Origin of the sequence: Pseudoxanthomonas sp. J31 (genome assembly GCF_000510725.1) — a bacterium.
GTDB lineage: Bacteria > Pseudomonadota > Gammaproteobacteria > Xanthomonadales > Xanthomonadaceae > Pseudoxanthomonas.
This window is the reverse complement of the sequence record NZ_AZNZ01000003.1, coordinates 286,594-306,802: the sequence shown is the minus strand read 5'-3', so window position 1 is coordinate 306,802 and position 20,209 is coordinate 286,594. Positions and strand designations below refer to the sequence as shown.

Sequence of the window (20,209 nt, the reverse complement as noted above, 5' to 3'; positions counted from 1 at the left end):
CCGCGGCCGGGCGGGTTCCGTGCGGCGGGCGGCAGGCGCCGGGCGCGCGTGCCGTCATTGGCATGGCGGCCCCCCGCGCTCCCGCCCCGGGGGCGGCGGTTACACCCCGGCCAGCTGGCGCACGCGGGCGATGACGCGGCCGGTGTTGCCGGCGTCGAGGTGGCGGAAGAACAGGCGCTGGACCTGGCGGTAGTGCGCGTCCGGCGCGAACGCCGGCAGCGACAGCAGCCGGTCCAGCTCGCGCAGCATGCCGTCGAAGTCGCGCGCCACCGGGCCGGGGAAGGCCAGCTCCATGTCGTAGAGCAGGCCGTTCTGGTGGTCGCGGTAGTGGTCCAGGTCGTAGGCGAAGGACAGGACCGGCAGGTCCAGGTAGAGCGCGTCGATGTAGACCGAGGAATAGTCGGTCACCACCAGCGAGCTGTGGCGCAACAGCGGGGCGATCTCGTGGAACCGGGCGTGGCCCAGGTCCAGCACCGGGGCCGCCGCCTGCGCCCCCGCCTCCGGCAACAGGCCACCGGCGTTGGCCAGGTAGTGCCCACGCACTCCCAGCACCGCACCATGGCGTTCCAGCACCCGGCCCAGGGCCGCGATCTCCGCCGCGGAGAAGTGGTAGCCCAGCTCGCGGGCGACGCTGGCGTCGCGGTAGGTGGGGGCGTAAAGCACCAGGCGGCGGCCGGCGCAAAGGGCCCGCACCCGCTCCAGTTCCGCGCGCAGGGGGGCCGGCAGGTCGGCCTCGGGCTGGACCAGGAAATCGTTGCGCGGCAGGCCCGTGGCCCAGACCCGCTCCGGTGGCAGCGGATGGAAGATCGCTGCCATGGCATGGGCGTCCACGTCGGAGGAGGCGACCAGGCCGTCGTAGTGGCGGCGCTCCAGGCGGCGGAAGCGGTTGCGGTCGCCGTGCCGGCGCTGCTCCGGATTGGCCAGGGCGAACAGGCGCTTCAGCGGGATGCCATGCCACAGGTTGACCACGACCCGTCGCCGCAGCCAGGGCCTGGGTGCCGAGAAACCGCCATTGCTCCAGGCCAGGGACATGTCCATGGACGTGGAATTGGTCAGCAGCAACACGCCGCAGCGGGCCAGGCGCCACAGGCCGGCCAGGGTGCCGAGCTCGACCACGGTGTCCGGATCCACGCCCGGAGGCGGCGTCGAAGTGCCGCGCACGAACACCCAGGTCCTTACCCCAGGCTCGCCGCGCAGGGCTTCGTGCACGGCGCGGGCGTTCTCCACCAGCTGGCCCGGCTTGAGCGGATGGGCGAACAGCGCCCAGTGGTCGCGGCGCTTGGGCACCAGCAGGTCGAGCAGCCGCCACAGCGCCAGCAGCGGGATCCCGGTCCAGGCGTGCGCGATCCGCCGCCGCCAGGCGGCGCGCAGGATCCCGCCAGCTCTCACGCGGCCTTCTCCCGGGTGAGCGACCTGACCAGGTCGCAGATGCCGGCCACGTCGTCCCCGGAGAGGTCCGGGTGGATCGGCAGGCACAGCACGCGGCGGGCGGCCGCGTGCGCGTTCGGCAGGTTGCCCGGGGCCGCGGAAGGCAGCCCGCGGTACATGGGGAACTCGCTGATCAGCGGGTAGAAATAGCGCCGCACCAGGATGTCGTGCTCGCGCATGACCTGGTAGAGCTCGTCGCGCGACAGCGGGAAGGCCTCGTTGACCATCACCGGGAAGTAGGCGTAGTTGCCCTCCACCCCCGCCACCGGCTGCAGGCAATCCAGCCCGGGCACGCCTGCCAGGTGCTCGCGGTACAGGCCGTCGAGCCGGGCACGGTGGGCCAGGGCACGGTCGATGTGCTTGAGCTGGAGCAGGCCGAACGCGGCGCAGACCTCGTTCATCTTGCCGTTGATGCCCGGCGCCACGACCGTGGTTTCGTTGACGAAGCCGAAGTTCTTCAGGTGGTCGATGCGCTGCTTGGTGCGCGCGTCCGGGCAGATGATGGCGCCGCCCTCGAAGGTGTTGAACACCTTGGTGGCGTGGAAGCTGAGCACCGACAGGTCGCCGTGGCGCAGCACGCTGCCACCTGCATCGCGCACGCCGAAGGCGTGGGCGGCGTCGTAGATGACCTTGAGGTTGTAGATGTCGGCGATGCGCTCGATGGCCTCCACGTCGCACGGCCTGCCGTAGCAGTGCACCGGCATGATCGCGGTGGTCTGCGGGGTGATGGCCGCCTCGATCCGCGCCGGATCCAGGTTGCAGGTGACCGGGTCCACGTCCACGAACACCGGCTTGATCCCGTTCCACAGCAGGGAGTGGGCCGTGGCCACGAACGAGTAGGGCGTGGTGATCACCTCGCCGGTGACGCGCAGCGCCTGCAGCGCGGTGACCAGGGCCAGGGTGCCGTTGGCGAACAGGGCGATGTGCTCCACCCCCAGGTAGGCGCACAGGGCCTTCTCCAGGGCCTGGTGCATGCTGCCGCCGTTGGTCAGGATGCGGCTGTCCCAGATCCGCTGCAGGTAGGGGATGAACTCCTCCAGCGGCGGCAGCAGCGGGCTGGTGACCGGGATCGGGCGGGACGGTTTCATGGCGTGTGTCCTGGAGGGCCGGCGGCGTCCGGCGCGGGCATCGATGCAAGTCCCGTACCGGTGCCGCCGGCGGCGGTCATTTGACGAGCAGGGCCAGGCCCCCGGCTTCGGACGACAGCTCCAGCCGGCCGCCGCGGCCCTGCATCGGCAGGCAGGCCCGCCATTCCGGCATCAGCACGTGCCAGCCCACCCGGTACCGGCCGCAGGTCCCGTCGGGCGCGCGGTAGTGCATGACCAGCCCGTACAGCCCTGGCGCGGCCGGCAGCCGGTCCGGCGGCAGCGAGTAGCGCCAGCGGTGCGCGCCCGCCCGCCCCTCCGCCACCAGCTCGTGGACGCCCTCGCCATAGAGCGACTGCAGTTCGAAGGCGATCCCGCAGCGGGCCATGATCCCCTCGTGCAGGTGCAGGTCCAGCCCCAGGCCGTTGTCGTCCAGCGCCAGTTCCCCGACATGGAAGAAGCCGATGACCGGGAAGTCCACGCGCATGACCTCGCGCGGGACCGGAACCTCCGGGTTGTCCAGGAAGGGCTGCTGCCAGTAGCACGCCCCCTCGATCTCCACGATCCAGCTCCGCTCCTGGGTGACGCCGAGCAGGAAGCACAGCGCCTCCACCTCGTTGCGTCGGATCAGCTCCAGGTACAGGCACCGGCGCACGCCGAGCGAGCTCCAGTCCAGGTCGCCGTAAAGGGCCAGCAGTTCGTGCATGCCCTGCATGAAGGCGCGGCGGAAGGAGGGCGAGGAGACGATCCCGGGCGCCGCGTACAGGGCGCGGTGCAGGTTGGCCACCGCGATCTTGCGGCGGTAGGCCGCGGCCGCGGAAATGCCGGCGAAATCGTGCCATTCGATGACCATCGAACGGATCCGGTCGGCGAAGTTCCCGGCCTTCTGCGCGCTCTGGGAGATCGAGGCGGCCGCGCCCTCGGGGCGGGTGCGCCACAGGTACACCAGGTCCGGGATGATCGCCGTGCGCCGGCTATGCCAGTAGGCGCGGTGGACGAAGGGCCGGTCGGCGTAGAGCAGCCCCGGGTCCATGCCCAGGCCGTGCGCGCGCAGGAACCCGGTGCGGAAGACCTTGTTCCAGTAGAAGCAGTCGTGGATGACGTCGTCGAACTGCTCCACCGAGTCGAAGGTCCTGCGCTGCGACCACACGTAGGGTTCGTACAGGAACCCGGCCGCGGAACGCGCGCCGTTCACCAGCCGCGCGGCGCGCCCGATGGTGATGTCCGCGCCGGTGCGCAGCGCCTCCTCCATCAGCAGCCGGTAGCCGTCGGGGGTGACCACGTCGTCCGAGTCCACCAGCGCCACGTACTCGCCGCGGGCCAGCGAGATGCCGAGGTTGCCGGCGATCGCGCCGCCCTCGTTGGGCTTGCTGATGCAGCTGAAGTTCGGGTGCGCGGCCTCGTACTCGCGGCAGATCGCCAGGCTGTCGTCGGTGCTGGCATCGTCGATCGCGATGATCTCGATGTTGCGGTAGGCCTGGTGCAGGAGCGAATCGAAGCATTCGCGCAGGTAGGCGGAGGTGTTGTAGACCAGCACCACGATCGACAGCAGCGGCGCGGGCGTGGCGGGAGGGCTGGCGGGGTTCATGCGCGCAGGTCCAGGAGTTGCTCGGCGGCGTCGAGGTCGAACACGGGGATGCCGCAGTTGCGGTGGACATCCAGGCGCTCGGCGAAGGAATCGTCGATGAAGATGGCCTCGCTGTCGTCGCCGATCGCCGCGCTCTTCGGCGTGCGGTCGCGGAGATGCTCGATGCGCTCGAACAGTTCCGGGCAGATGCGGTGGCGGCGCAGGCATTCCAGCGGATCGCCGGCATGGCGGGTCAGCAGCACCACGGGCGTGCCGCGGGCCTGCCACTGGTAGAGCAGGGCCACCAGCAGCGGGTTGGCCGCCCCGCGCAGCACCAGGGTGTCGTCTAGGTCGAGGTACACGCGCGAATAGCGCAGGCCGGTGCGGTAGCGGTTGGCCAGGGCCCGGTCCAGGACCACCTCGTGCTCCTGCGGCAGCACCGTGAACGGACGGCCGAGGTGGGCGTAGACATGCAGCAGCGGATAGTTGATGCCGCGCATGCGCGAGAGCGCCATGGATCCGGCTATGCGCGGCGCCACCTCCAGCAGCTTCGGCACGCCTTCGCGGTCCTCGCGCACCTGGAAGAACCAGGCGCCGCGCAGGCGCAGTTCGGCGGCGATCGTGCCGGCCATCGCGACCATGGCGCCGGCATCGGACGCCGGAGCCGAACGCACGCTGATGCCGGACTTCACCCGTGCGCGGCTGCGGGGCGCGGCATGCAGCAGCCGGCCCTCGGCATCGGAGATGCAGTCCACCGTGTATTCGGCCCCCGGCAGGTACTCGCTGAACACGTAGGCGATGCCGGAATCCAGCAGCTGGCGGTGGCGTTCCGGCCCGTCCACGCGTTCGGCGCCCTGGCTGCCCTGGCCAATGGCCGGCTTGGCGAAGATCGGGTATTCCCGGGCCAGCCCCTCCACGTCGGCCGGGACGATGCCCAGGTGGCGCAGGCGGTCGTAGGTCAGGCGCTTGTCCCGGCAGACCGCGGCGGTGCCCGCATCGGGAACCGCCGCCGGCGCGCGCAGCGCGGTTGCCTCGGCCAGCAGAGGGATCACGCTGTCGTGCGCCGGCAGCACAAGGTCGATGCCCCATTCGTCGACCAGCGCGTTCAGCGCTTCCACCAGGCCTGGAGAGCCGGCCTGGGCGTCGATGCGCCGGTACCGGGCATAGGCGAACTCGCCGTGGTCGGACACCGACGAGGCGCCGTGCAGGCGGATGTCCTTGGCATGGCGCAGCGCGGCATGGATCTCCAGCCCGATCTCCGAGCCGCACGGGAAGACCAGTACGTTCAGGCGCATGCGCGCGCCTCCGCGGCCGGCCCGAACACCGCTTCCACCACCCGTCGCGCGGCGGCCCCGTCGGCCAGCGCGCAGTACTCCTGGCGGAAGGCGCGGTAGCGCGCGGCGTAGCGGGCCTGCACGGCCGGCAGGTCGCGCAGCAGGGCCAGCAGTTCGGGCGTGGTGCGGGCCACCGGGCCGGGCAGGTCGCGCTCCATGTCCAGGTAGAAGCCGCGGACCTGGCGCGCGTAGAGCTCGAGGTCGTAGCAGTAGAACAGGATGGGCCTGCCGGTCACCGCGAAATCGAAGAAGACCGAGGAGTAGTCGGTGACGAGCACGTCGGCCAGCGCGCACAGCTCGGTGACGTCCTCCAGCGCGGAGACGTCGATCACGTTGCCCGGCAGCCGCGCCGCGTCCAGGCCGGTGGCCAGGTGGTGGCCCTTGACCAGCAGCACCTGGTCGGGAGCCAGCGCGGCGGACACGGCGTCCAGGTCCAGGTGCAGGTCGAAATCGAAGCGCCAGGTGCCTACCGGCCGGTGGTCGCGCCAGGTGGGCGCGTAGAGCACGTAGCGGCGCCCGACCGGCAGGCCCAGGCGCGCGGCGAGCGCGTCGCGGTCGGGGCAGGGCGCCACCAGCGGGTCGGTAAGCGGGTACCGCGGCTCCAGCACCGGCCCGTCGTAGCGGAAGGCACGCCTGAAGGTGTCGGAGGAGTACGGGTTTGCGCTCAGCAGCACGGTCCAGGCGCGGGATTCGCGGTGGAAGTTGTCGCGCGCGTCGGCTTCGGGACCGGCGACCTCGATGTCCCAGCCCAGACGCTTGAGCGGTGTTCCGTGCCAGGTCTGCAGGTACACGGTCTCCGGCTTACGCCCGTGGCCGGCGAACACCACATTGTTCACCCGGTATCCGGCACGTGCGAGCACGCGGTAGTACTCGGGCGACCCCCGCCTTACACGTGGAGGATCGCCCGGAATGGGCTGCGTGCCGTCATAGGCCCATACGCAGCGCAGATCGGGTCGCAGCTCGCGCAGTGCCTCGTAGACGTAGCGGGGGTTGCCCGCGTAGGCCTTGCCCAGGAAGCTCTCGAACAGCACCAGGTCCGGTTCCAGCGGGGCGTCGCGCAGTTCGGTCTGGAAACGTGCCTTCGCGTCCTCGGCATCGGCCACGGCGGCATGGCGCGCGGCCGGCGCGGCGAGCAGCACCAGCGAGCCGGCGCTGTCGCTCAGGTAGGCGGACAGCCCGTGCCCGGCGGCCTGGGCGCGGAAGAAGTGGCGTGCGGCGCCCGCCTCCGGCGCCGGGCAGAGGTGCACGCCGGCATCCCCGGGCGACGCCGCCAGGCGCACGTCCCAGCGCAGCGGCCCCGGCCCGAGCAGCGACGCGACCGGCACCTCGGCGCATGCGTCTCCTCCGGCGTCGGCCCGCAGCGGCACGCACAGCGCACGCGCGTCAGGGCCGCGCGCGCACAGCCGCAGCCAGCGCGCCTCGGCCGGTGCCGCGACGAGCCGCAGGTGCAGCACCGGACCCCCGCCGGCCGCGTGCAGCGCCAGCGCAAGGCGCGGCGCGCTCAACCGCGGCTCCCCAGCGCCAGCACCGCCGCCGCCATGCGCATGGCCGCCGGCTCGGCGGCGGGGTCGCGCACGGTCCCGGTCCGGCGGATCTCGGCCTTCAGCGCCGAGGAGGAAATGTTCTCGGTCCGCGGCAGGTAGCGGACCGGGCAGTGGCAGGCCAGGTGGTCGAAATGGCCGGTCCAGTCCGAGCCCATCACCAGCAGGCCGGCCCCCAGCCGGCGGATGTCCTCGGCCTTCTGTTCCCAGCTTTCCTCGGGAAACACGTCGTCCACGTAGCGGATGGCGCGCAGCACCGCTTCCCGGTCGGCGTAGGACTGGGTGGACTGCTTGCGCTTGAGCGCGTTGAAGGCATCGCTGGACAGACCGACCACCAGGCGGTCGCCCAGCGCGCGCGCGCGACGCAGCAGGTTGACGTGCCCCACGTGCAGCAGGTCGAAGGTGCCATAGGTCAGGACGAGGGTCATGCGGGCTCCGGCGCGGTTATCCGCTGCAGGCGATGCAAGCGTCGTGCCGGGGTCAGTCCCGCGTGGGATGCCAGTAGGCCGAGCGCCGCACGCTGGCGGCGTCCGGCTTGTAGGCGGGCGGGTCGATCGCCAGGTGGGGGCGTTCCCAGGTCACGTCGCGCCGCACCATCCGTGCCGGACTGCCCACGGCGATGCAGTTGTTGGGGATGCGGCCGGTGACGATGCTGCCCATGCCGATGACGCTGCCGTCGCCGATGCGCGCCCCGCCGAGGCAGCGCACGCCGTACGCCAGCCAGACGTGCGCGCCGATGACGATGTCCTCGGCGGGGTTGATCCGCAGGCCGGTGTGGACGTCGAAGATGGGGTGGGCGTCGTCGGTGCACAGCTGCACTTCCGAGGCCAGCATGCAGTCCTCGCCCAGCACCAGGCGCGTGCCCTCGCTGGCGGACAGGAAGGCGCGGGTGGTGGTGGTCACGCCGGCGCCGACCTCGACCCGGCTGTCCTCGCCCAGGCGGATCAGCGCCGAGAAACTGCCGACCGGGCCGGCCGCGCCGATGCGGCAGTGCGCGTTGGAACCGCGGAACTCCACGGCCACGTTGGCCAGGCGCGCGCCGGCATCCACCTCCAGCGTGCAGTCGCGTCCCTTGAACATGGGCGCCAGCGCGCCGAGCAGGCCGGCAGGCGCGAGCACGCGGTTGCCGCGGTCGTCCCGCCACTCGGCCAGCGAGGCCGAGGCGCGCATCTCCACGGCGGTGGCGGCGGTCACGGCAGGTCCCTCAGCCGGCCAGTTCGGCCTGCTCCCGCTCGATCCCGTACTTGCGCAGCTTCTCGACCAGGGTGGTGCGGCGCAGGCCCAGCAGCTGGGCGGCGTGGGCGACCACGCCCTGGCTGCGCTCCAGGGCCTCGCGGATCAGGCGCAGCTCGATCCCGGCCATGTACTCGCGCAGGTCCAGGCCGTCCTCGGGCAGGGCCGGCGCGACGGCGGGAGCGGGCGCCGGGGCCGGGGCGGTGGCCTCGGCCACGACCGCGGTCGCCGAGTCCGCGGCTGGCGTCTTCAGTGCCGGCTCCACGCCGGCCGGGACGTGCGCGCGGTAGCGGGCCGGCAGGTCCTCCAGGCGCACCAGGCCGCCCGGGTTGAGCACGGCCAGGCGCTCGACCAGGTTGGTGAGCTCGCGCACGTTGCCGGGCCACGGGTAGCCGGCCAGCGCCGCCAGCGCGGCGTCGGCGAAGCGGATCTCGCCGCGGCCGGAGCGGGCCAGCTGCGCGGAGATGGTCTGCACCAGCGCCGGCAGGTCCTCGGCGCGCTCGCGCAGCGCCGGCATCTCGATCGGGAACACGTTGAGCCGGTAGAACAGGTCCTCGCGGAACTGGCCTTCGGCGATCCGGTCCTCGAGGTTGCGGTGGGTGGCGGCGATCACCCGCACGTTGCACTTGATGGTCTGGTTGCCGCCCACCCGCTCGAAGCTGCGCTCCTGCAGCACGCGCAGCAGCTTGACCTGCATCGGCAGGCTCATGTCGCCGATCTCGTCCAGCAGCAGGGTGCCGCCCTCGGCCATCTCGAAGCGGCCCTTGCGCGCGGTCAGCGCGCCGGTGAAGGCGCCCTTCTCGTGGCCGAACAGCTCGCTTTCAAGCAGGTCGGGCGGGATCGCGCCGCAGTTGATGGCCACGAACGGGCCGCCGCGGCGCGCGGACTGCTGGTGGATCGCGCGCGCGACCACTTCCTTGCCGGTGCCGGACTCGCCCAGCACCAGCACCGTGGTATCGAACGGCGCCACCTGCGCGATCATGCGGCGCAGGCGCTGCACCGCGGGGCTGGAACCGGTCGGGCCGTCGCCGTCGCCGGCCGCCTGCTGCTCGGCGTCCAGCCGCTTGAGGCTGGCCCGGCGCAGGCAGGCTTCCAGCTGGGCGTGGCGGATCGGCGATTCCAGCGGCCACACCCCGGCCTCGTGCAAGCCGTGGGCGGCGGCGAAGGCGGCGGTGTCGCCCTCCAGCAGCAGCACCGGCGGCGGCAGCTGGGCGGCGCCCAGCCAGGCGAAGAACGCGCGCGCGGACTCGTCGTCGTCCAGGGTGCCGACCACCACCGCCATCCAGTCGCTCGGGCGCTGGCGGCCGGTGTTGACGTCGGACGGCGAGGCGGCCCAGCGCGGGTTGAGGTCCATGAACTCGAGCAACCCGCACAGGTGCTCGGCACGCGGCCCCTGGCTATCGAGGACGAGGATGCGCGATTCGCTCATGACGCTTGGACTCCGGCTAGGCGCTCCAGGATCGGTACCACTTCCTGGAGGTAGGACAGTTTGCTGACGAAGCCGTCGGCACCGGCGCGGGTGGCGTGCTCGCGGTGCTCGGCGTCGTCGAAATGGGAGGCGATGACGATGAAGGGCGGCTCGTCCTGGGCCTTGATCAGGCGCGTGGCCTGCAGCCCGCCCATCTCGGGCATGGCCAGGTCCATCAGGACCACGTCCGGGCGCAGGGCCTCGGAGCGCTCGATCGCCTCCAGCCCGTTGCCGGCGGTGCCGGCCACCTCGAGCCACTCCAGCTTGCGGAAGTGGCGCAGGACGGCATTGATGAATCCCTCGTGATCGTCGACCAGCAGGACGCGGATCTTGCGCATCGGGCTACTCCGGGGGGCGGGGGTCAGACGGCGCGCGCCAGCGCGGCGGGGGCGGCGGCGCGGCGGCGCTCGCGCGCGGTGGGGATGGAAAGCTGTTCGCGGTACTTGGCCACGGTACGCCGGGCGATGTGCACGCCCTGGCGCGCCAGCAGCGCGGCGATGGCGTCGTCGGCCAGCGGCCGGCCCGGCGGCTCGGACTCGATCAGGCGCTTCACCATCGCCCGCACCGCGGCGCCGGAGACGTTGGCGCCCTCCAGGCGCACGGCGAAGAACTGCTTGAGCTCGAAGGTGCCGCGCGGGGTCTGGATGTACTTGCCGCTGGTGATGCGCGAGACGGTGGACTCGTGCATGCCGATCTCGTCGGCCACTTCCTTGAGGGTCAGCGGGGCGATCGCTTCCTCGCCGCGGGCAAGGAAGGCGGCCTGGCGCTCGACCAGGACCCGGGTGGTGCGCAGCAGGGTCTCGTAGCGCATGGACAGGCCGCGGGTCAGCCAGCGCGCCTCTTGCAGCAGTTCGCGCATGGCCGCGGCGCCTTCGCCGTCGCCGGCGTGGGCCAGGGCGCGCTCGTAGCCGGCATTGATCGCCACGCGCGGGGCGGTGGCGGGGTTGAGCGCCACCCGCCACTGGCCGTCGGCATGCCAGGCCACCACGTCGGGGACCACGTAGCCGTCCGCCGTCTCCACCGCCTCCTGCAGCGGACGCGGCTGCAGCGACAGGATCAGGCGCACCGCCTCGGCGACATCGGCCTCGTCGGCATCCAGGCGGGCGGCGATGGCGGCATGGTCGTGCGCGGCCAGCGCATCGACGCAGGATTCCAGGATCCGCGCGGCCAGCGGCCGCCCGGGGCAGGGCGCGGGCAGGGCGGCCAGCTGTGCCTGCAGGCACTCGCCGACGTCGCGCGCGGCCAGTCCGGCCGGCTCGCCGTGCAGCAGGCGCTGGCGCACCGCCTCGATGCGCGCGGCGGCCACGTCGAAGCGGGCGGTGGCGCGCAGCAGCAGGGCGGAGTGTTCGCCTTCCAGGTAGCCGGACTCGTCGCAGTGCTCCAGCCAGAAGGCGGCGATCTCCAGCTCGGCTGGCTCCAGTTCCAGGGCCAGGGCCTGCAGCACGCGCACGCAGGGGTCGCTGGAGCCGGGCTCGGCGATCCGCTGCATGCGGTCCTCGCCTTCGCCGCTCCAGCTGGCGCCGGGCACGTCCCACATCGAGGGTTCGGGCAGTTCGTCGAAGGCGGCGGTCTCGACGCCGGCCACCGCAGCCGGCTCGACGTCCCCGGCGGCCGGCGCCTGGGCTTCGGCCCGGGCTTCCTCTTCCAGCTCCAGCAGCGGGTTCAGTTCCAGCGCACGGGTGACCTCCAGTTGCAACTGCTGGGCATTGAGCTGCAGCAGCCGGATCGACTGCAGCAGCTGCGGCGTCAGGTTGAGCTGCTGGCCCAACTGCGCGGACTGGATGGCCTTCATCTTGCTTTTCCCCATTCGGCGCCGGTTTCGTTACGCCGATGTGAAGCATCCTGCCCCGGTTGCGTCGGCGGAAGAATCGGGGGGTGCCTGATTCCTGAGGGGGTAGCCCCTACAGCGTGTAGGGTTTTTACCTACAGCGTCGTTGAAATCCTGACGCAGTGCGCATTTCGGGGACGGTGGCGCCGGAATTTCGCCGCGCCGGAACGGCTCAGCCCAGCTCGTGCTGGTGCTTGACCGCCAGCAGCACCAGTTCGCTGGCGCGGCGGCAGCCCAGGGCCTCCATCATGCGCGCCCGGTGGGTCTCCACCGTCTTGACGCTGATCCCGAGGCTGCTGGCGATTTCCTTGCTGCTGAGGCCGCGGCCGATCTGGGCCAGGATCTGGCGCTGGCGCGGGGGCAGGGCGGCCACGCCCTCGGGGCGGGCCTGGCGCGAGCGCCCCAGCAGCGGGGCGATCATGCGCGAGGAGATGCGCGGGCTGAGGAACACCTCGCCGTTGGCCGCCGCGCGCAGCGCCAGCTCCAGTTCCAGCGGGGCGGCATCCTTGACCACGAAACCGGCGGCGCCGCGGTCCAGGGCGTCGCGCACGTGCAGCGGGTCGTCGTGCATGGACATCATCACCACCCGCGTCTCCGGCACCTTCTCGAGGATCCCGCTGAGGGCCTCCAGGCCGGTGCGCCCTGGCAGGGACAGGTCGAGCAGGACCAGGTCGGGGCGGTGGATCGCGGCCAGGTCGATGGCCTGGTCGGCGTTGGCCGCTTCGGCGACCACGTCCACCCCTTCGAAGGTCTGCAGCAGGCGGCTGAGGCCCGCACGGACCAGGGTGTGGTCGTCAACGATCAGAACTCGCACGGCCTGCTGCCGATCCCCGGGAAAATTCCTGCCACCTTAGCCCATGGGCGTGGGCTTTTGTAGCCATCCGCGACCGCGTTCGCGGTTCAAGCCTAGCGGCGGCGGGCGTCGGCGACCTGGCGGCGGTGCATGCGGAACAGGTGGCGGCCCATGGCCTCCTCCAGTCCCGGGGGCAGGGCGGGGAAGCGCAGCCAGACCCAGCTGGCCTGCGGCCCGCGTGCGGCGGCGCTGACGATCACCGGCAGCTCGACGTCGTCGGGCAGCCAGTCGGCCGGCTGCAGGCGCACGCTGCCGGCCGAGTCCGGCTCCGGCAGGGCGGCGTCGGCCGCCAGCTGCAGGCGCAGCCCGCGCACCGACCAGCGCAGCGGCGTGGGCGGCAACGGCGGATTGGCCTGGCGCACCAGCCGCCCCAGCAGCACCAGTACCAGGTCCAGCTTGGCGTCAAGGCGCTGCGCCAGCAGTGGCAGTTCGCCGCGCTTTTCCTCGCCGGAGTCCTCGCTGCCGCGCAGGTCCTCGACCTGGGCCAGGCCCTGCAGCAGGGCCTCGGCCTGGGCGGTGCGCGCGGTGGCGTCGGCCAGGTAGCTGGCCGGCAGGACGGCGTCGCAGGTGAGCACGTCGCCGAACAGCCCGTGCTCGGCGGCCTGCGCGGTGGCGGGCCAGGCGGGATTGTTCATGCACTACCTCCGGGGGCTTGGCCGTGGTCGAGCTGCAGGATGTTCTGCAGCTGGAGCAGGCCCCGCAGCACCAGCTGGGGGGGCGGTGGGGCTGAAGGTCTCGATGAACTGGCGCAGGTGCAGCTCGTATCCGGCCAGCATCTCGCCGGCGGCCCCGAAGTCCTCGCGTTCCAGCGCCTGGCGCGTGGCGGCCGCCATCAGCGCGCCCCGGCGTAGGCGTGTACCGCGCGGTTGGCCTGGCGCTGCTGGCGCATCAGCGCCTGCAGCCGGTCCTGGCGGACGCGCATGGCGGCGATGACCTGCTGCTGGCGCTCGTGCAGCGCCTGCACGCCCTCCCGCAGCGCGGCGGCGCCTTCCATCCGGCAGAACTCGTCCACGGCCCGGTCGTAGGCGTCCAGCATGGGCGGCATGGCCTCGATCTGGTCGCGCTCCAGCGCCTCCCGGATCCGGTCCATGGCCGCATGCAGTTCCGCCAGGCGGGCCGCGGCGCTCATGACGGCATCGCCACGCGCTGGGCCTGGGGAATGGAATTCCAGGCCGATTCGATCTCCACCAGCAGGTCCAGCGACTCGCGCAGCGGCGCCGGGTCGTTGTGCAGGTTGGCCTCGGTCAGGCGGCGGATGATGTAGTCGTACAGCGACGCCAGGTTCGAGGCGACCTGGCCGCCGGCCTCGTGGTCCAGCGAGCCGCTGAGGTGGCCGAGGATCGCGCAGGCCTCGCCGATGGCCTTGCCCTTCTGGGCGACGTCGCCCTGGTCAAGGCACGCCTGGGCGCGGCGGATGCGCTGGCCGGCGCTCTCGAACAGCAGCGCGATCAGCTGGTGCGGATCGGCTTCCGCGACGCGGGAGGAGATCCCGGTGCGGCGGTACTGGTCGGCGAGGTTGCGCTTGGCGGCGTACATGGTGGGGATTCCTCGGGCGTTCTACGACCGGTGGCGGACGGAGCAACCGGTCACACCCCTGTTATCGGCGGCCCGGGCCATGGCTTGAGCTGGCTCCCGGATCAGTCCTTGCTGGCCTGGGCCAGCAGTCCGTTGAGCGAGCTGGCGCTGCCCTGCAGCTGCACGATCATGCTTTCCATGGCGGTGAACTGCGCCAGGTAGATCGAATGCAGCTTCTCCATCCGCAGGTCCAGCTGGTCCAGCTGGTCGTCCAGGCGCTCGCGCTGCTTCTTCAGGCTGTCGGTGCGCTGGGCGATGGTGCCCTCGTCGCTGTCGAGCTGGGCCTTGAGCAGCGTCTTCAGCGGAGTGGTGAGCGCGCCTTCGGCGCCGAACAGCCGCGACATGGCCTGCGGCTCCGACGCCAGGGTGTCGCCCAGCTTCGCCTTGTCGAAGCTCATCGTGCCGTTCTTGTCGACGCTGATGCCCAGGGCCTTGAGCGCCTGCGAGTTGCCGCTGGTCAGGGTACGCAGCTGCTGCTGCAGCCCGCGGACCAGGATGTCGCCGGTCAGGGCGGAGGCCGTCCTGGTGTTGGCGTCGTAGCTGCTGGTCGACTTCAGGACCGAGCCGAGGCTGTTGTAGGCCGAGACGAACGACTCGATGGCCTTCTCCAGCGCCGAATTGTCCTGCTTCACGTCCAGGCGGAACGTCTCGCCCGGCTTCGCCGCGGCGAGGGCCAGGGTCACCCCGGGCACCAGGCCGCTGATGCTGTTGCTGGCGGAGGTGCGCTCGAAGCCGTCCACCCGCACCCGGGCGTCGGCGGCGGCCACCTGTTCGGCCAGGCCGCCGCCGGCCCCGTTGCTGACCGCCAGCAGCCCGCCGTCGCCACCGCTGGCGGTGATCGACAGGGCATTTGCGACGCCGGTTTCGCGGGCGGTGAACACCAGGTGTTCGCCGTCGTCGGCGGTGATGACGGTGGCGCTGACCCCCTTGCCGCCGGCCGCACGATTCACGGCGCGGGCAATGTCGGCCAGGGTGGCGCCCTCCGCGAACTCCACGCTCAGGCTCTGGTCGTCCTCGCTGCCCCAGGCGATGGTCAGGGTTCCGCTGCCGATCACCGCGCCGGGCGCGTGCCCGGCCGAGGACAGCTTCTGCGCCGTGGCCACCGACAGCACCTCGACCGCATAGCTGCCGGCCATGCCTTCGGACGAGCCGGTGGCGGTGAAGCCGGCGCCTTCCTGCACGGTGGCCTGGAAGGCGGGCTTGTCCGCGGCGGACGCGAGCTTGTCCAGCGCGGTCTGCAGCGAACTGAGGGCGTTCTTCACCTGGCCCACCGCCGACAGCTTGGCCTCGACCGTGCTGGCCTGGCTCTTGATCCGGGCCTCGGTGGGCAGGCGCGCGGCCTGCACGAGCTGGGCCGCCAGGCTTGCGATGTCCAGCCCGGAACCGCCCGTCGAGATCGATGCCATGGTGTTTCCTCGCTTGTCCAGGTTGCGCTGCCGCGCAGTGCTCCGGTGTCGATAGCGGCCGCCGGCGGCGCATCTTGAGGCGCCGCCGGCCGGACCTCAGTCGGGCAGCCAGGTGGCCAGCCAGGCGCCGGCACTGGCCTCGTCCAGCATCCAGTCGCGGTGGACCGCCTCGCGCAGGGCCTCGCCGGCCCGAGCGGCCGCGTCCAGGTCGCTGAGGTGCATGCGGATGGCCTCCATCCAGTCGCGGAAGCGCCGCTTGACCCGGGTGACCGGCAGGCCGTCGCGGAACGGCTCCACGTCGCTGCACACCACCGGGAACCCGCAGGCGCCGAACTCCAGCAGGCGCAGGTTGCTCTTGCAGCGGTTGAACTGGTTGTCCTCCAGCGGCGCGATCGCCAGGTCCAGGTCCAGGGCGGCCAGGCGCGCCGGGTACTGCTCGATCGCCACGCCCGGGTGGTACTCGTGCACGTACGGGCGCAGCCGCTCCGGGCACATGCCCATGAACACCCACTCGACCTCGCCGGCAAGCGCTTCGACCACGTCGGCCACCATTTCCAGGTCGCCGCGATGGCCGATGCCGCCGGCCCAGCCCACGCGCGGGCGCTTGCCCTGGCGCCGGCCGCCGCGCAGTCCGCCCCACCACTCGGCCGGCAAGCGGTTGCGCGACACCCGGATGTCCGGGTGCAGGTCGCGCAGCGCCTCGGCCAGCGGCTCGGTGGAGACCACCAGCCGGTCCACCTGCTTGAGCGCCGCACGCATGCTCTTGAGCACGTCCTGCGGCAGCTGGTTGCGATGCGCGCTCTTGAGCGGCACGTTGGGCAGGTAGTCGTCCAGCTCGGCCACCTTGAACACGTCGCTGAAGCCGGTCATGCGCCGCTGCGACTCGGCCTGTTCGGGCAGCATCTGGCGCTGGAACACCACCGCCTGCGGCGCCATCCGCTCCAGCTCCACCGGGCTCAGGTAGCGGTCGCCGACCCTGGCATCGGCCACCCCGTGGGCCGACATGGCCCGGGCCGGGTGGATCACGCGGTAGTAGCCGCAGCCGTGGCGGTCGGCGGGCAGGGCCAGGACCACGGGCAGGGGCCGCCAGGGCAGGGGATCGTGGTTCAGCCACGACGCGGTCTCGACCTGGAACGGCCGCTCGCCCAGCGAAAGGTTGAGGTTGTGCGCCGGGTCGCGCGCCAACCGCGGCAGCCATTGCCGGTACAGCTCCTCCAGCGAGGCCTTGGCCCGCTGCGCCTTGTCCTCCAGCGGCGCGGTGTCCACCCGGGCGCGGCTGGCGCCACCCTCGTGCAGGACCAGGGCATGCGGGGTCCAGACCACCAGGTAGCCGGCCTGGCCCACCCGCAGGCAGAAGTCCACGTCGCTGTGGGCGTGGCGCAGGTCGCCGCCACGCAGGCCACCCACCTCGTGGAACACGGCAGTCCGCACCATCAGGCAGGAGCCGGGGACCGCGGAGTAGTCCTGGTCCACCTGCAGGCGGTACATGTAGCCGGCGTCCTGCGGCTTGTGCCCCTCGAACGCAGGCGCCGCACCGATCCCGGCGCCCAGCACCAGGCCGGCCGCCTCCACGCTGCCGTCGGGCTTGATGAGCTTCGGCCCGACCACGCCGACCTCCGGCCGCTGGGCGTGGTTGAGCATGGTGTCCAGCCAGTCGCCGTCGACGATGGCGGTGTCGTTGTCCAGCAGCAGCAGGTACTCGCCGCGCGCTTGCGCGGCGGCGGCGTTGACCAGCGCCGGATAGTCGAACGGACCGGGATGGCGCAGCACGCGCAGGCGTTCGCTACCCATGGCCTCGATGCCGTCCAGCCAGCGGCACGCCGCCTCCTCGGTGCTGCCGTTGTCGACGACCAGCACCTCGTAGTTCGGGTAGCGGGTCTTCTCCAGCAGGGTGTCGAGGCAGCGCTGCACCAGGGCGAACTGGTCGCGGGTCGGGACCAGTACCGACACCAGCGGCTGGTCGGGGTGGCCATAGCCGACGCGGTACAGGCCGGGCAGGTGGCTGGCCACGCTCGCCCCCTCATAGCCGCGGTCGCGCAGATGGCGCAGGATCGCGCGCTCCTCCTCCGGCAGGCTGCGCAGCACCTGGAGCGGAGTGACCAGCAGCGGCTCGTGCACGTGGCCCAGGCCGGCGAAGCCGCCCGATTCGACCAGGCGCAGCAGCAGGTCCAGTTCCGCGGCCTGGCCGTGCTCCGGCGCCAGGCCGCCGGCCTCCAGCAGCACCTTGCAGTTGTACAGCCAGTGGCGGGCGTGGCTGCCCGGGGCGGACAGCAGCAGGTCGAGGTTGAAGTCCGGGCGGAACAGGGCGGAGAGGCCGCCGCCGGGATCGCGCTGCACCGCGTCGGCGTACACCGCGCGCAGCTCCGGATTGGCGACCAGGTTCACCGCCATCAACTGCATGGCCGGGGCCACGAACTCGCAGCCGGCATCGACCACCATCAGCCAGTCGCATGCGCCGGCCGCGGCGATCGCGTTGGCCGCGCCGGCCGCGCCGGCGGAAGCGCCGGCTGGCAGGGCCTCGATGCCCTGCGCTGCGTCGGCCGGCAGTGCGGTGCCGTCCGCGGCGACGCACCAGGTCTTCAGGTGCGGATACAGCTCCCGGGCCTGGGCCAGGCTGCGCAGCGTGCGGCCCAGGCGCAAGGGATCGCTGCCGTTGACCAGCACGCCGATGACCGGGTTGGCTTCCTGGGCCAGGGCGCCGGCAATGATCTGCGCCTGCGCCGGCAACGGCGTGCGCGCCTCCAGCCAGCCACGCAGGCCGCCCGGGGCCGCTGCCACCGGCTGCCTGGCACGCACGGCCTCCTGGGTGGTCTCGATGAACTTGTGCAGCTGCTTCCAGAACCGGTCCTCGATCTTCACGACCAGTTCGCGGATGCGTCCGCACTGCGAACGCGCCAGCTCGAGCGATTCCTGCGAGTCATCCCAGGCGAAGCCGCCGCCGCCGAGGTCGGCGACGGTCTGCGGCGTGACCGCCAGGTTCTCGTACCCGGGCGCGACCAGCGGCACCACCGGGCAACCGCACATGATCGCCAGGCGGCAGGTGGTGGAGGACTCGTAGGTGTAGAGCACGCGCGCCTGGCGCAGCACGTCCGCCAGCTCGTCCAGCCCCAGCCGGTTCTCCGGCGAGAGCACCACGATGCCGGGCGGCAGGCGCGAGAAGTCCACCTCCGAGGCGGGCACGCGGTTGAGGTAGAGCAGGTCCAGCGTGCGCTCGACCTCCGGCTGCGGGCTGAAGCGCTCCGGATCCACCATCGGCACGGTAAGCAGCTGGCCCGGGCGCTCGGGGTCCATGAACTCCCTGCGGTGGTAGATGTACAGGTCGTCCGGGCCGGGATCCATCGGCTTGCCGCCGATCACGCCCTCGCGGTTGAGCATGTAGCGCACCGCCACCGCGGCCGGGATCGGCGAGCCCTGCACGATTTCCGGATAGATGGCGATGCCCGGCCGGCCTTCCGCCACGTGCCGGACGATCATCTCGTCCGTGAGCACGGGCGTTTTCAGCGCCGGGTTGAGCACCTTGGCCCCCACCAGGTAGGCGTCCGCGCCCTCGAGGTTGAGCGCATGGCACAGGTAGTGGACGCACTGCACCCCGGACGAGGCTTCCTGGTAGTCGGGAGCCATCAGGTAGTAGGGGAAGCGCAACCTGCGGTGGAGTCTGCTCTGGTACATGGATCACCCGGGGAGTGGATGGCCGCGCGGCCCGGACCGGCGCGCGCCGTGGGGCGGCACCCGGACCGGATCCCGGAAGCGGGGCCATCCGCCGCCGGGCCGTCGTCGCGCAGCGGCTGCCGCCGGCGACCGGGAAGCTGATGCAAGCCGCGTGCCGCCGCCGGGCGCCGGAAAAAAGGAAAGCCCGCCCCGGTGGGACCGGGGCGGGCCTGGTGCGGTTACCGCGCTGGCCTGGCTTACTGCAGCAGGCTCAGGACGTTCTGCGGGATCGCCTTGGCCTGGGCCAGCATCGCCGTACCGGCCTGCTGCAGGATCTGGTTGCGGGTCAGTTCGGCGGTCTCCTTGGCGTAGTCGGCGTCCTGGATGCGGCTGCGCGAAGCGGCCATGTTTTCGGTGCTGACCTGCAGGTTGGCAATGGCCGAGCTGAAGCGGTTCTGGATCGCACCCAGGTCGGCGCGGGCCTCGTTTACCGCCTTGAGGGCATCATCCAGGTTGGTCAGCTGGGTGGCGCCGGAGCCGGCGGTCATGCCCGAGACGCTGAAGCTGGAGGCGGTGATGCCGCTCAGAGCGGTCTTGATGTCGTTCAGCTTGATGTCGATCATGTCGTGGTCGGTGGCGTTGGCGCCGACCTGGATCGAGATCACCGTGCCGCTGGTGTTCAGCAGGTGGATGCCGTTGAACTTGGTGTTCTCGGTGACGCGGGTGATTTCGTCCTTCAGCGCCTGGACTTCCTTCTGCAGCGCCGCCTTGTCCTCGGTGGAGTTGGTGCCGTTGGCGGCCTGCACGGCCAGCTCGCGGATGCGCTGCAGGTTGTTGGAGATTTCCTGCAGGGCGCCTTCGGCGGTCTGCGCCAGCGAGATGCCGTCGTTGGCGTTGCGCGCCGCCTGCTCCATGCCGCGGACCTGGGTGGTCATGCGCTGGGCGATGGCCAGGCCGGCCGCGTCGTCCTTGGCGCTGTTGATGCGCAGGCCCGAGGACAGGCGCTGGACGGTGGTCGCCATGCTCGCGCTGGTGGTGCTCAGGTTGCGCTGGGCATTGAGCGACATCACGTTGGTGTTGATGACTTGTGCCATTTTGATTCTCCTCTAAGCGATTTTTCCCGGCGGATAGGACTGCGTAAGCCTTGGCCGGACCTCCGCAGGGGGGTCATCAATCTGACCGGTGCCGCTGCTGTATTCATTAACGGCGGCAGGGTTCGAAGCTTTAGCGCCGCGCCGGGATT

17 protein-coding genes are annotated in these 20,209 nt (G+C 71.7%); all 17 read right to left on the bottom strand.

The window, feature by feature from the left end:
* Nucleotides 1-99: 99 nt before the first annotated feature.
* The 17 genes from PSEJ31_RS0107090 to PSEJ31_RS0107005 all read right to left on the bottom strand — a co-directional run bounded on the left by PSEJ31_RS0107090 (nucleotide 100) and on the right by PSEJ31_RS0107005 (nucleotide 20,060).
* Nucleotides 100-1,389, bottom strand: a complete 1,290-nt coding sequence (locus PSEJ31_RS0107090; RefSeq protein ID WP_198015042.1) for a CDP-glycerol glycerophosphotransferase family protein — start codon at nucleotides 1,387-1,389, stop codon at nucleotides 100-102.
* Nucleotides 1,386-2,516 carry a DegT/DnrJ/EryC1/StrS family aminotransferase gene (locus PSEJ31_RS0107085; RefSeq protein ID WP_028915052.1) on the bottom strand — a complete coding sequence of 377 codons (1,131 nt, stop codon included), beginning with the start codon at nucleotides 2,514-2,516 and terminating at the stop codon, nucleotides 1,386-1,388. Before PSEJ31_RS0107085 ends, PSEJ31_RS0107090 begins: the two co-directional genes overlap by 4 nt.
* Before the next feature lie 76 nt (nucleotides 2,517-2,592).
* Entirely contained in the window at nucleotides 2,593-4,101 is a 1,509-nt protein-coding gene (locus tag PSEJ31_RS16315) for a glycosyltransferase (RefSeq protein ID WP_028915051.1), read from the bottom strand.
* Nucleotides 4,098-5,375 (bottom strand): ATP-grasp domain-containing protein, encoded by a 1,278-nt coding sequence (locus PSEJ31_RS17230; protein ID WP_028915050.1) that lies wholly within the window; start codon nucleotides 5,373-5,375, stop codon nucleotides 4,098-4,100. Before PSEJ31_RS17230 ends, PSEJ31_RS16315 begins: the two co-directional genes overlap by 4 nt.
* On the bottom strand, nucleotides 5,366-6,919 hold the full coding sequence (locus PSEJ31_RS15810; protein WP_051403683.1) for a CDP-glycerol glycerophosphotransferase family protein: 1,554 nt from the start codon (nucleotides 6,917-6,919) through the stop codon (nucleotides 5,366-5,368). Before PSEJ31_RS15810 ends, PSEJ31_RS17230 begins: the two co-directional genes overlap by 10 nt.
* Complete coding sequence (locus tag PSEJ31_RS15805) at nucleotides 6,916-7,383, bottom strand: adenylyltransferase/cytidyltransferase family protein (RefSeq protein ID WP_084220825.1); 468 nt, start codon at nucleotides 7,381-7,383, stop codon at nucleotides 6,916-6,918. The genes PSEJ31_RS15810 and PSEJ31_RS15805 overlap by 4 nt, the downstream gene beginning before the upstream one ends.
* A 52-nt stretch (nucleotides 7,384-7,435) precedes the next feature.
* Nucleotides 7,436-8,149: an acyltransferase gene (locus PSEJ31_RS0107060; protein ID WP_198015039.1), complete on the bottom strand. Its 714-nt coding sequence runs from the start codon at nucleotides 8,147-8,149 to the stop codon at nucleotides 7,436-7,438.
* 10 nt (nucleotides 8,150-8,159) lie between these two features.
* Nucleotides 8,160-9,617 (bottom strand): sigma-54 dependent transcriptional regulator, encoded by a 1,458-nt coding sequence (locus tag PSEJ31_RS0107055; protein WP_028915048.1) that lies wholly within the window; start codon nucleotides 9,615-9,617, stop codon nucleotides 8,160-8,162.
* Nucleotides 9,614-9,994 carry a response regulator transcription factor gene (locus PSEJ31_RS0107050; protein ID WP_019398891.1) on the bottom strand — a complete coding sequence of 127 codons (381 nt, stop codon included), beginning with the start codon at nucleotides 9,992-9,994 and terminating at the stop codon, nucleotides 9,614-9,616. Before PSEJ31_RS0107050 ends, PSEJ31_RS0107055 begins: the two co-directional genes overlap by 4 nt.
* 23 nt (nucleotides 9,995-10,017) lie before the next feature.
* Nucleotides 10,018-11,448 carry an RNA polymerase factor sigma-54 gene (gene rpoN, locus PSEJ31_RS0107045; RefSeq protein WP_028915047.1) on the bottom strand — a complete coding sequence of 477 codons (1,431 nt, stop codon included), beginning with the start codon at nucleotides 11,446-11,448 and terminating at the stop codon, nucleotides 10,018-10,020.
* Between the two features lie 208 nt (nucleotides 11,449-11,656).
* Nucleotides 11,657-12,298, bottom strand: coding sequence for a response regulator transcription factor (locus PSEJ31_RS0107040; protein ID WP_019398893.1), 642 nt, complete (start codon nucleotides 12,296-12,298; stop codon nucleotides 11,657-11,659).
* Nucleotides 12,299-12,390: 92 nt separating this feature from the next.
* Entirely contained in the window at nucleotides 12,391-12,972 is a 582-nt protein-coding gene (locus PSEJ31_RS0107035; RefSeq protein ID WP_028915046.1) for a PilZ domain-containing protein, read from the bottom strand.
* A 197-nt stretch (nucleotides 12,973-13,169) separates the two neighbouring features.
* On the bottom strand, nucleotides 13,170-13,466 hold the full coding sequence (locus PSEJ31_RS0107025; protein WP_028915045.1) for a hypothetical protein: 297 nt from the start codon (nucleotides 13,464-13,466) through the stop codon (nucleotides 13,170-13,172).
* Nucleotides 13,463-13,873 (bottom strand): flagellar export chaperone FliS, encoded by a 411-nt coding sequence (gene fliS, locus PSEJ31_RS0107020; RefSeq protein ID WP_028915044.1) that lies wholly within the window; start codon nucleotides 13,871-13,873, stop codon nucleotides 13,463-13,465. Before fliS ends, PSEJ31_RS0107025 begins: the two co-directional genes overlap by 4 nt.
* A 101-nt stretch (nucleotides 13,874-13,974) precedes the next feature.
* A complete protein-coding gene (gene fliD / locus PSEJ31_RS0107015; RefSeq protein WP_028915043.1) occupies nucleotides 13,975-15,318 on the bottom strand; it encodes a flagellar filament capping protein FliD in 1,344 nt (447 codons plus the stop codon).
* 96 nt (nucleotides 15,319-15,414) lie between these two features.
* Entirely contained in the window at nucleotides 15,415-18,987 is a 3,573-nt protein-coding gene (locus tag PSEJ31_RS15800) for a glycosyltransferase (RefSeq protein ID WP_156924933.1), read from the bottom strand.
* Nucleotides 18,988-19,223: 236 nt separating this feature from the next.
* Entirely contained in the window at nucleotides 19,224-20,060 is an 837-nt protein-coding gene (locus PSEJ31_RS0107005) for a flagellin (RefSeq protein ID WP_028915042.1), read from the bottom strand.
* Nucleotides 20,061-20,209 lie beyond the last annotated feature (149 nt).

What these genes read in the sequence shown, in the direction of transcription:
- PSEJ31_RS0107085 (WP_028915052.1), bottom strand. Translation starts at nt 2,516, where the DNA reads ATGAAACCGTCCCGCCCGATCCCGGTCACCAGCCCGCTGCTGCCGCCG.
- PSEJ31_RS16315 (WP_028915051.1), bottom strand. Translation starts at nt 4,101, where the DNA reads ATGAACCCCGCCAGCCCTCCCGCCACGCCCGCGCCGCTGCTGTCGATC.
- PSEJ31_RS17230 (WP_028915050.1), bottom strand. Translation starts at nt 5,375, where the DNA reads ATGCGCCTGAACGTACTGGTCTTCCCGTGCGGCTCGGAGATCGGGCTG.
- PSEJ31_RS15805 (WP_084220825.1), bottom strand. Translation starts at nt 7,383, where the DNA reads ATGACCCTCGTCCTGACCTATGGCACCTTCGACCTGCTGCACGTGGGG.
- PSEJ31_RS0107055 (WP_028915048.1), bottom strand. Translation starts at nt 9,617, where the DNA reads ATGAGCGAATCGCGCATCCTCGTCCTCGATAGCCAGGGGCCGCGTGCC.
- PSEJ31_RS0107050 (WP_019398891.1), bottom strand. Translation starts at nt 9,994, where the DNA reads ATGCGCAAGATCCGCGTCCTGCTGGTCGACGATCACGAGGGATTCATC.
- rpoN (WP_028915047.1), bottom strand. Translation starts at nt 11,448, where the DNA reads ATGAAGGCCATCCAGTCCGCGCAGTTGGGCCAGCAGCTCAACCTGACG.
- PSEJ31_RS0107035 (WP_028915046.1), bottom strand. Translation starts at nt 12,972, where the DNA reads ATGAACAATCCCGCCTGGCCCGCCACCGCGCAGGCCGCCGAGCACGGG.
- PSEJ31_RS0107025 (WP_028915045.1), bottom strand. Translation starts at nt 13,466, where the DNA reads ATGAGCGCCGCGGCCCGCCTGGCGGAACTGCATGCGGCCATGGACCGG.
- fliS (WP_028915044.1), bottom strand. Translation starts at nt 13,873, where the DNA reads ATGTACGCCGCCAAGCGCAACCTCGCCGACCAGTACCGCCGCACCGGG.
- fliD (WP_028915043.1), bottom strand. Translation starts at nt 15,318, where the DNA reads ATGGCATCGATCTCGACGGGCGGTTCCGGGCTGGACATCGCAAGCCTG.
- PSEJ31_RS15800 (WP_156924933.1), bottom strand. Translation starts at nt 18,987, where the DNA reads ATGTACCAGAGCAGACTCCACCGCAGGTTGCGCTTCCCCTACTACCTG.
- PSEJ31_RS0107005 (WP_028915042.1), bottom strand. Translation starts at nt 20,060, where the DNA reads ATGGCACAAGTCATCAACACCAACGTGATGTCGCTCAATGCCCAGCGC.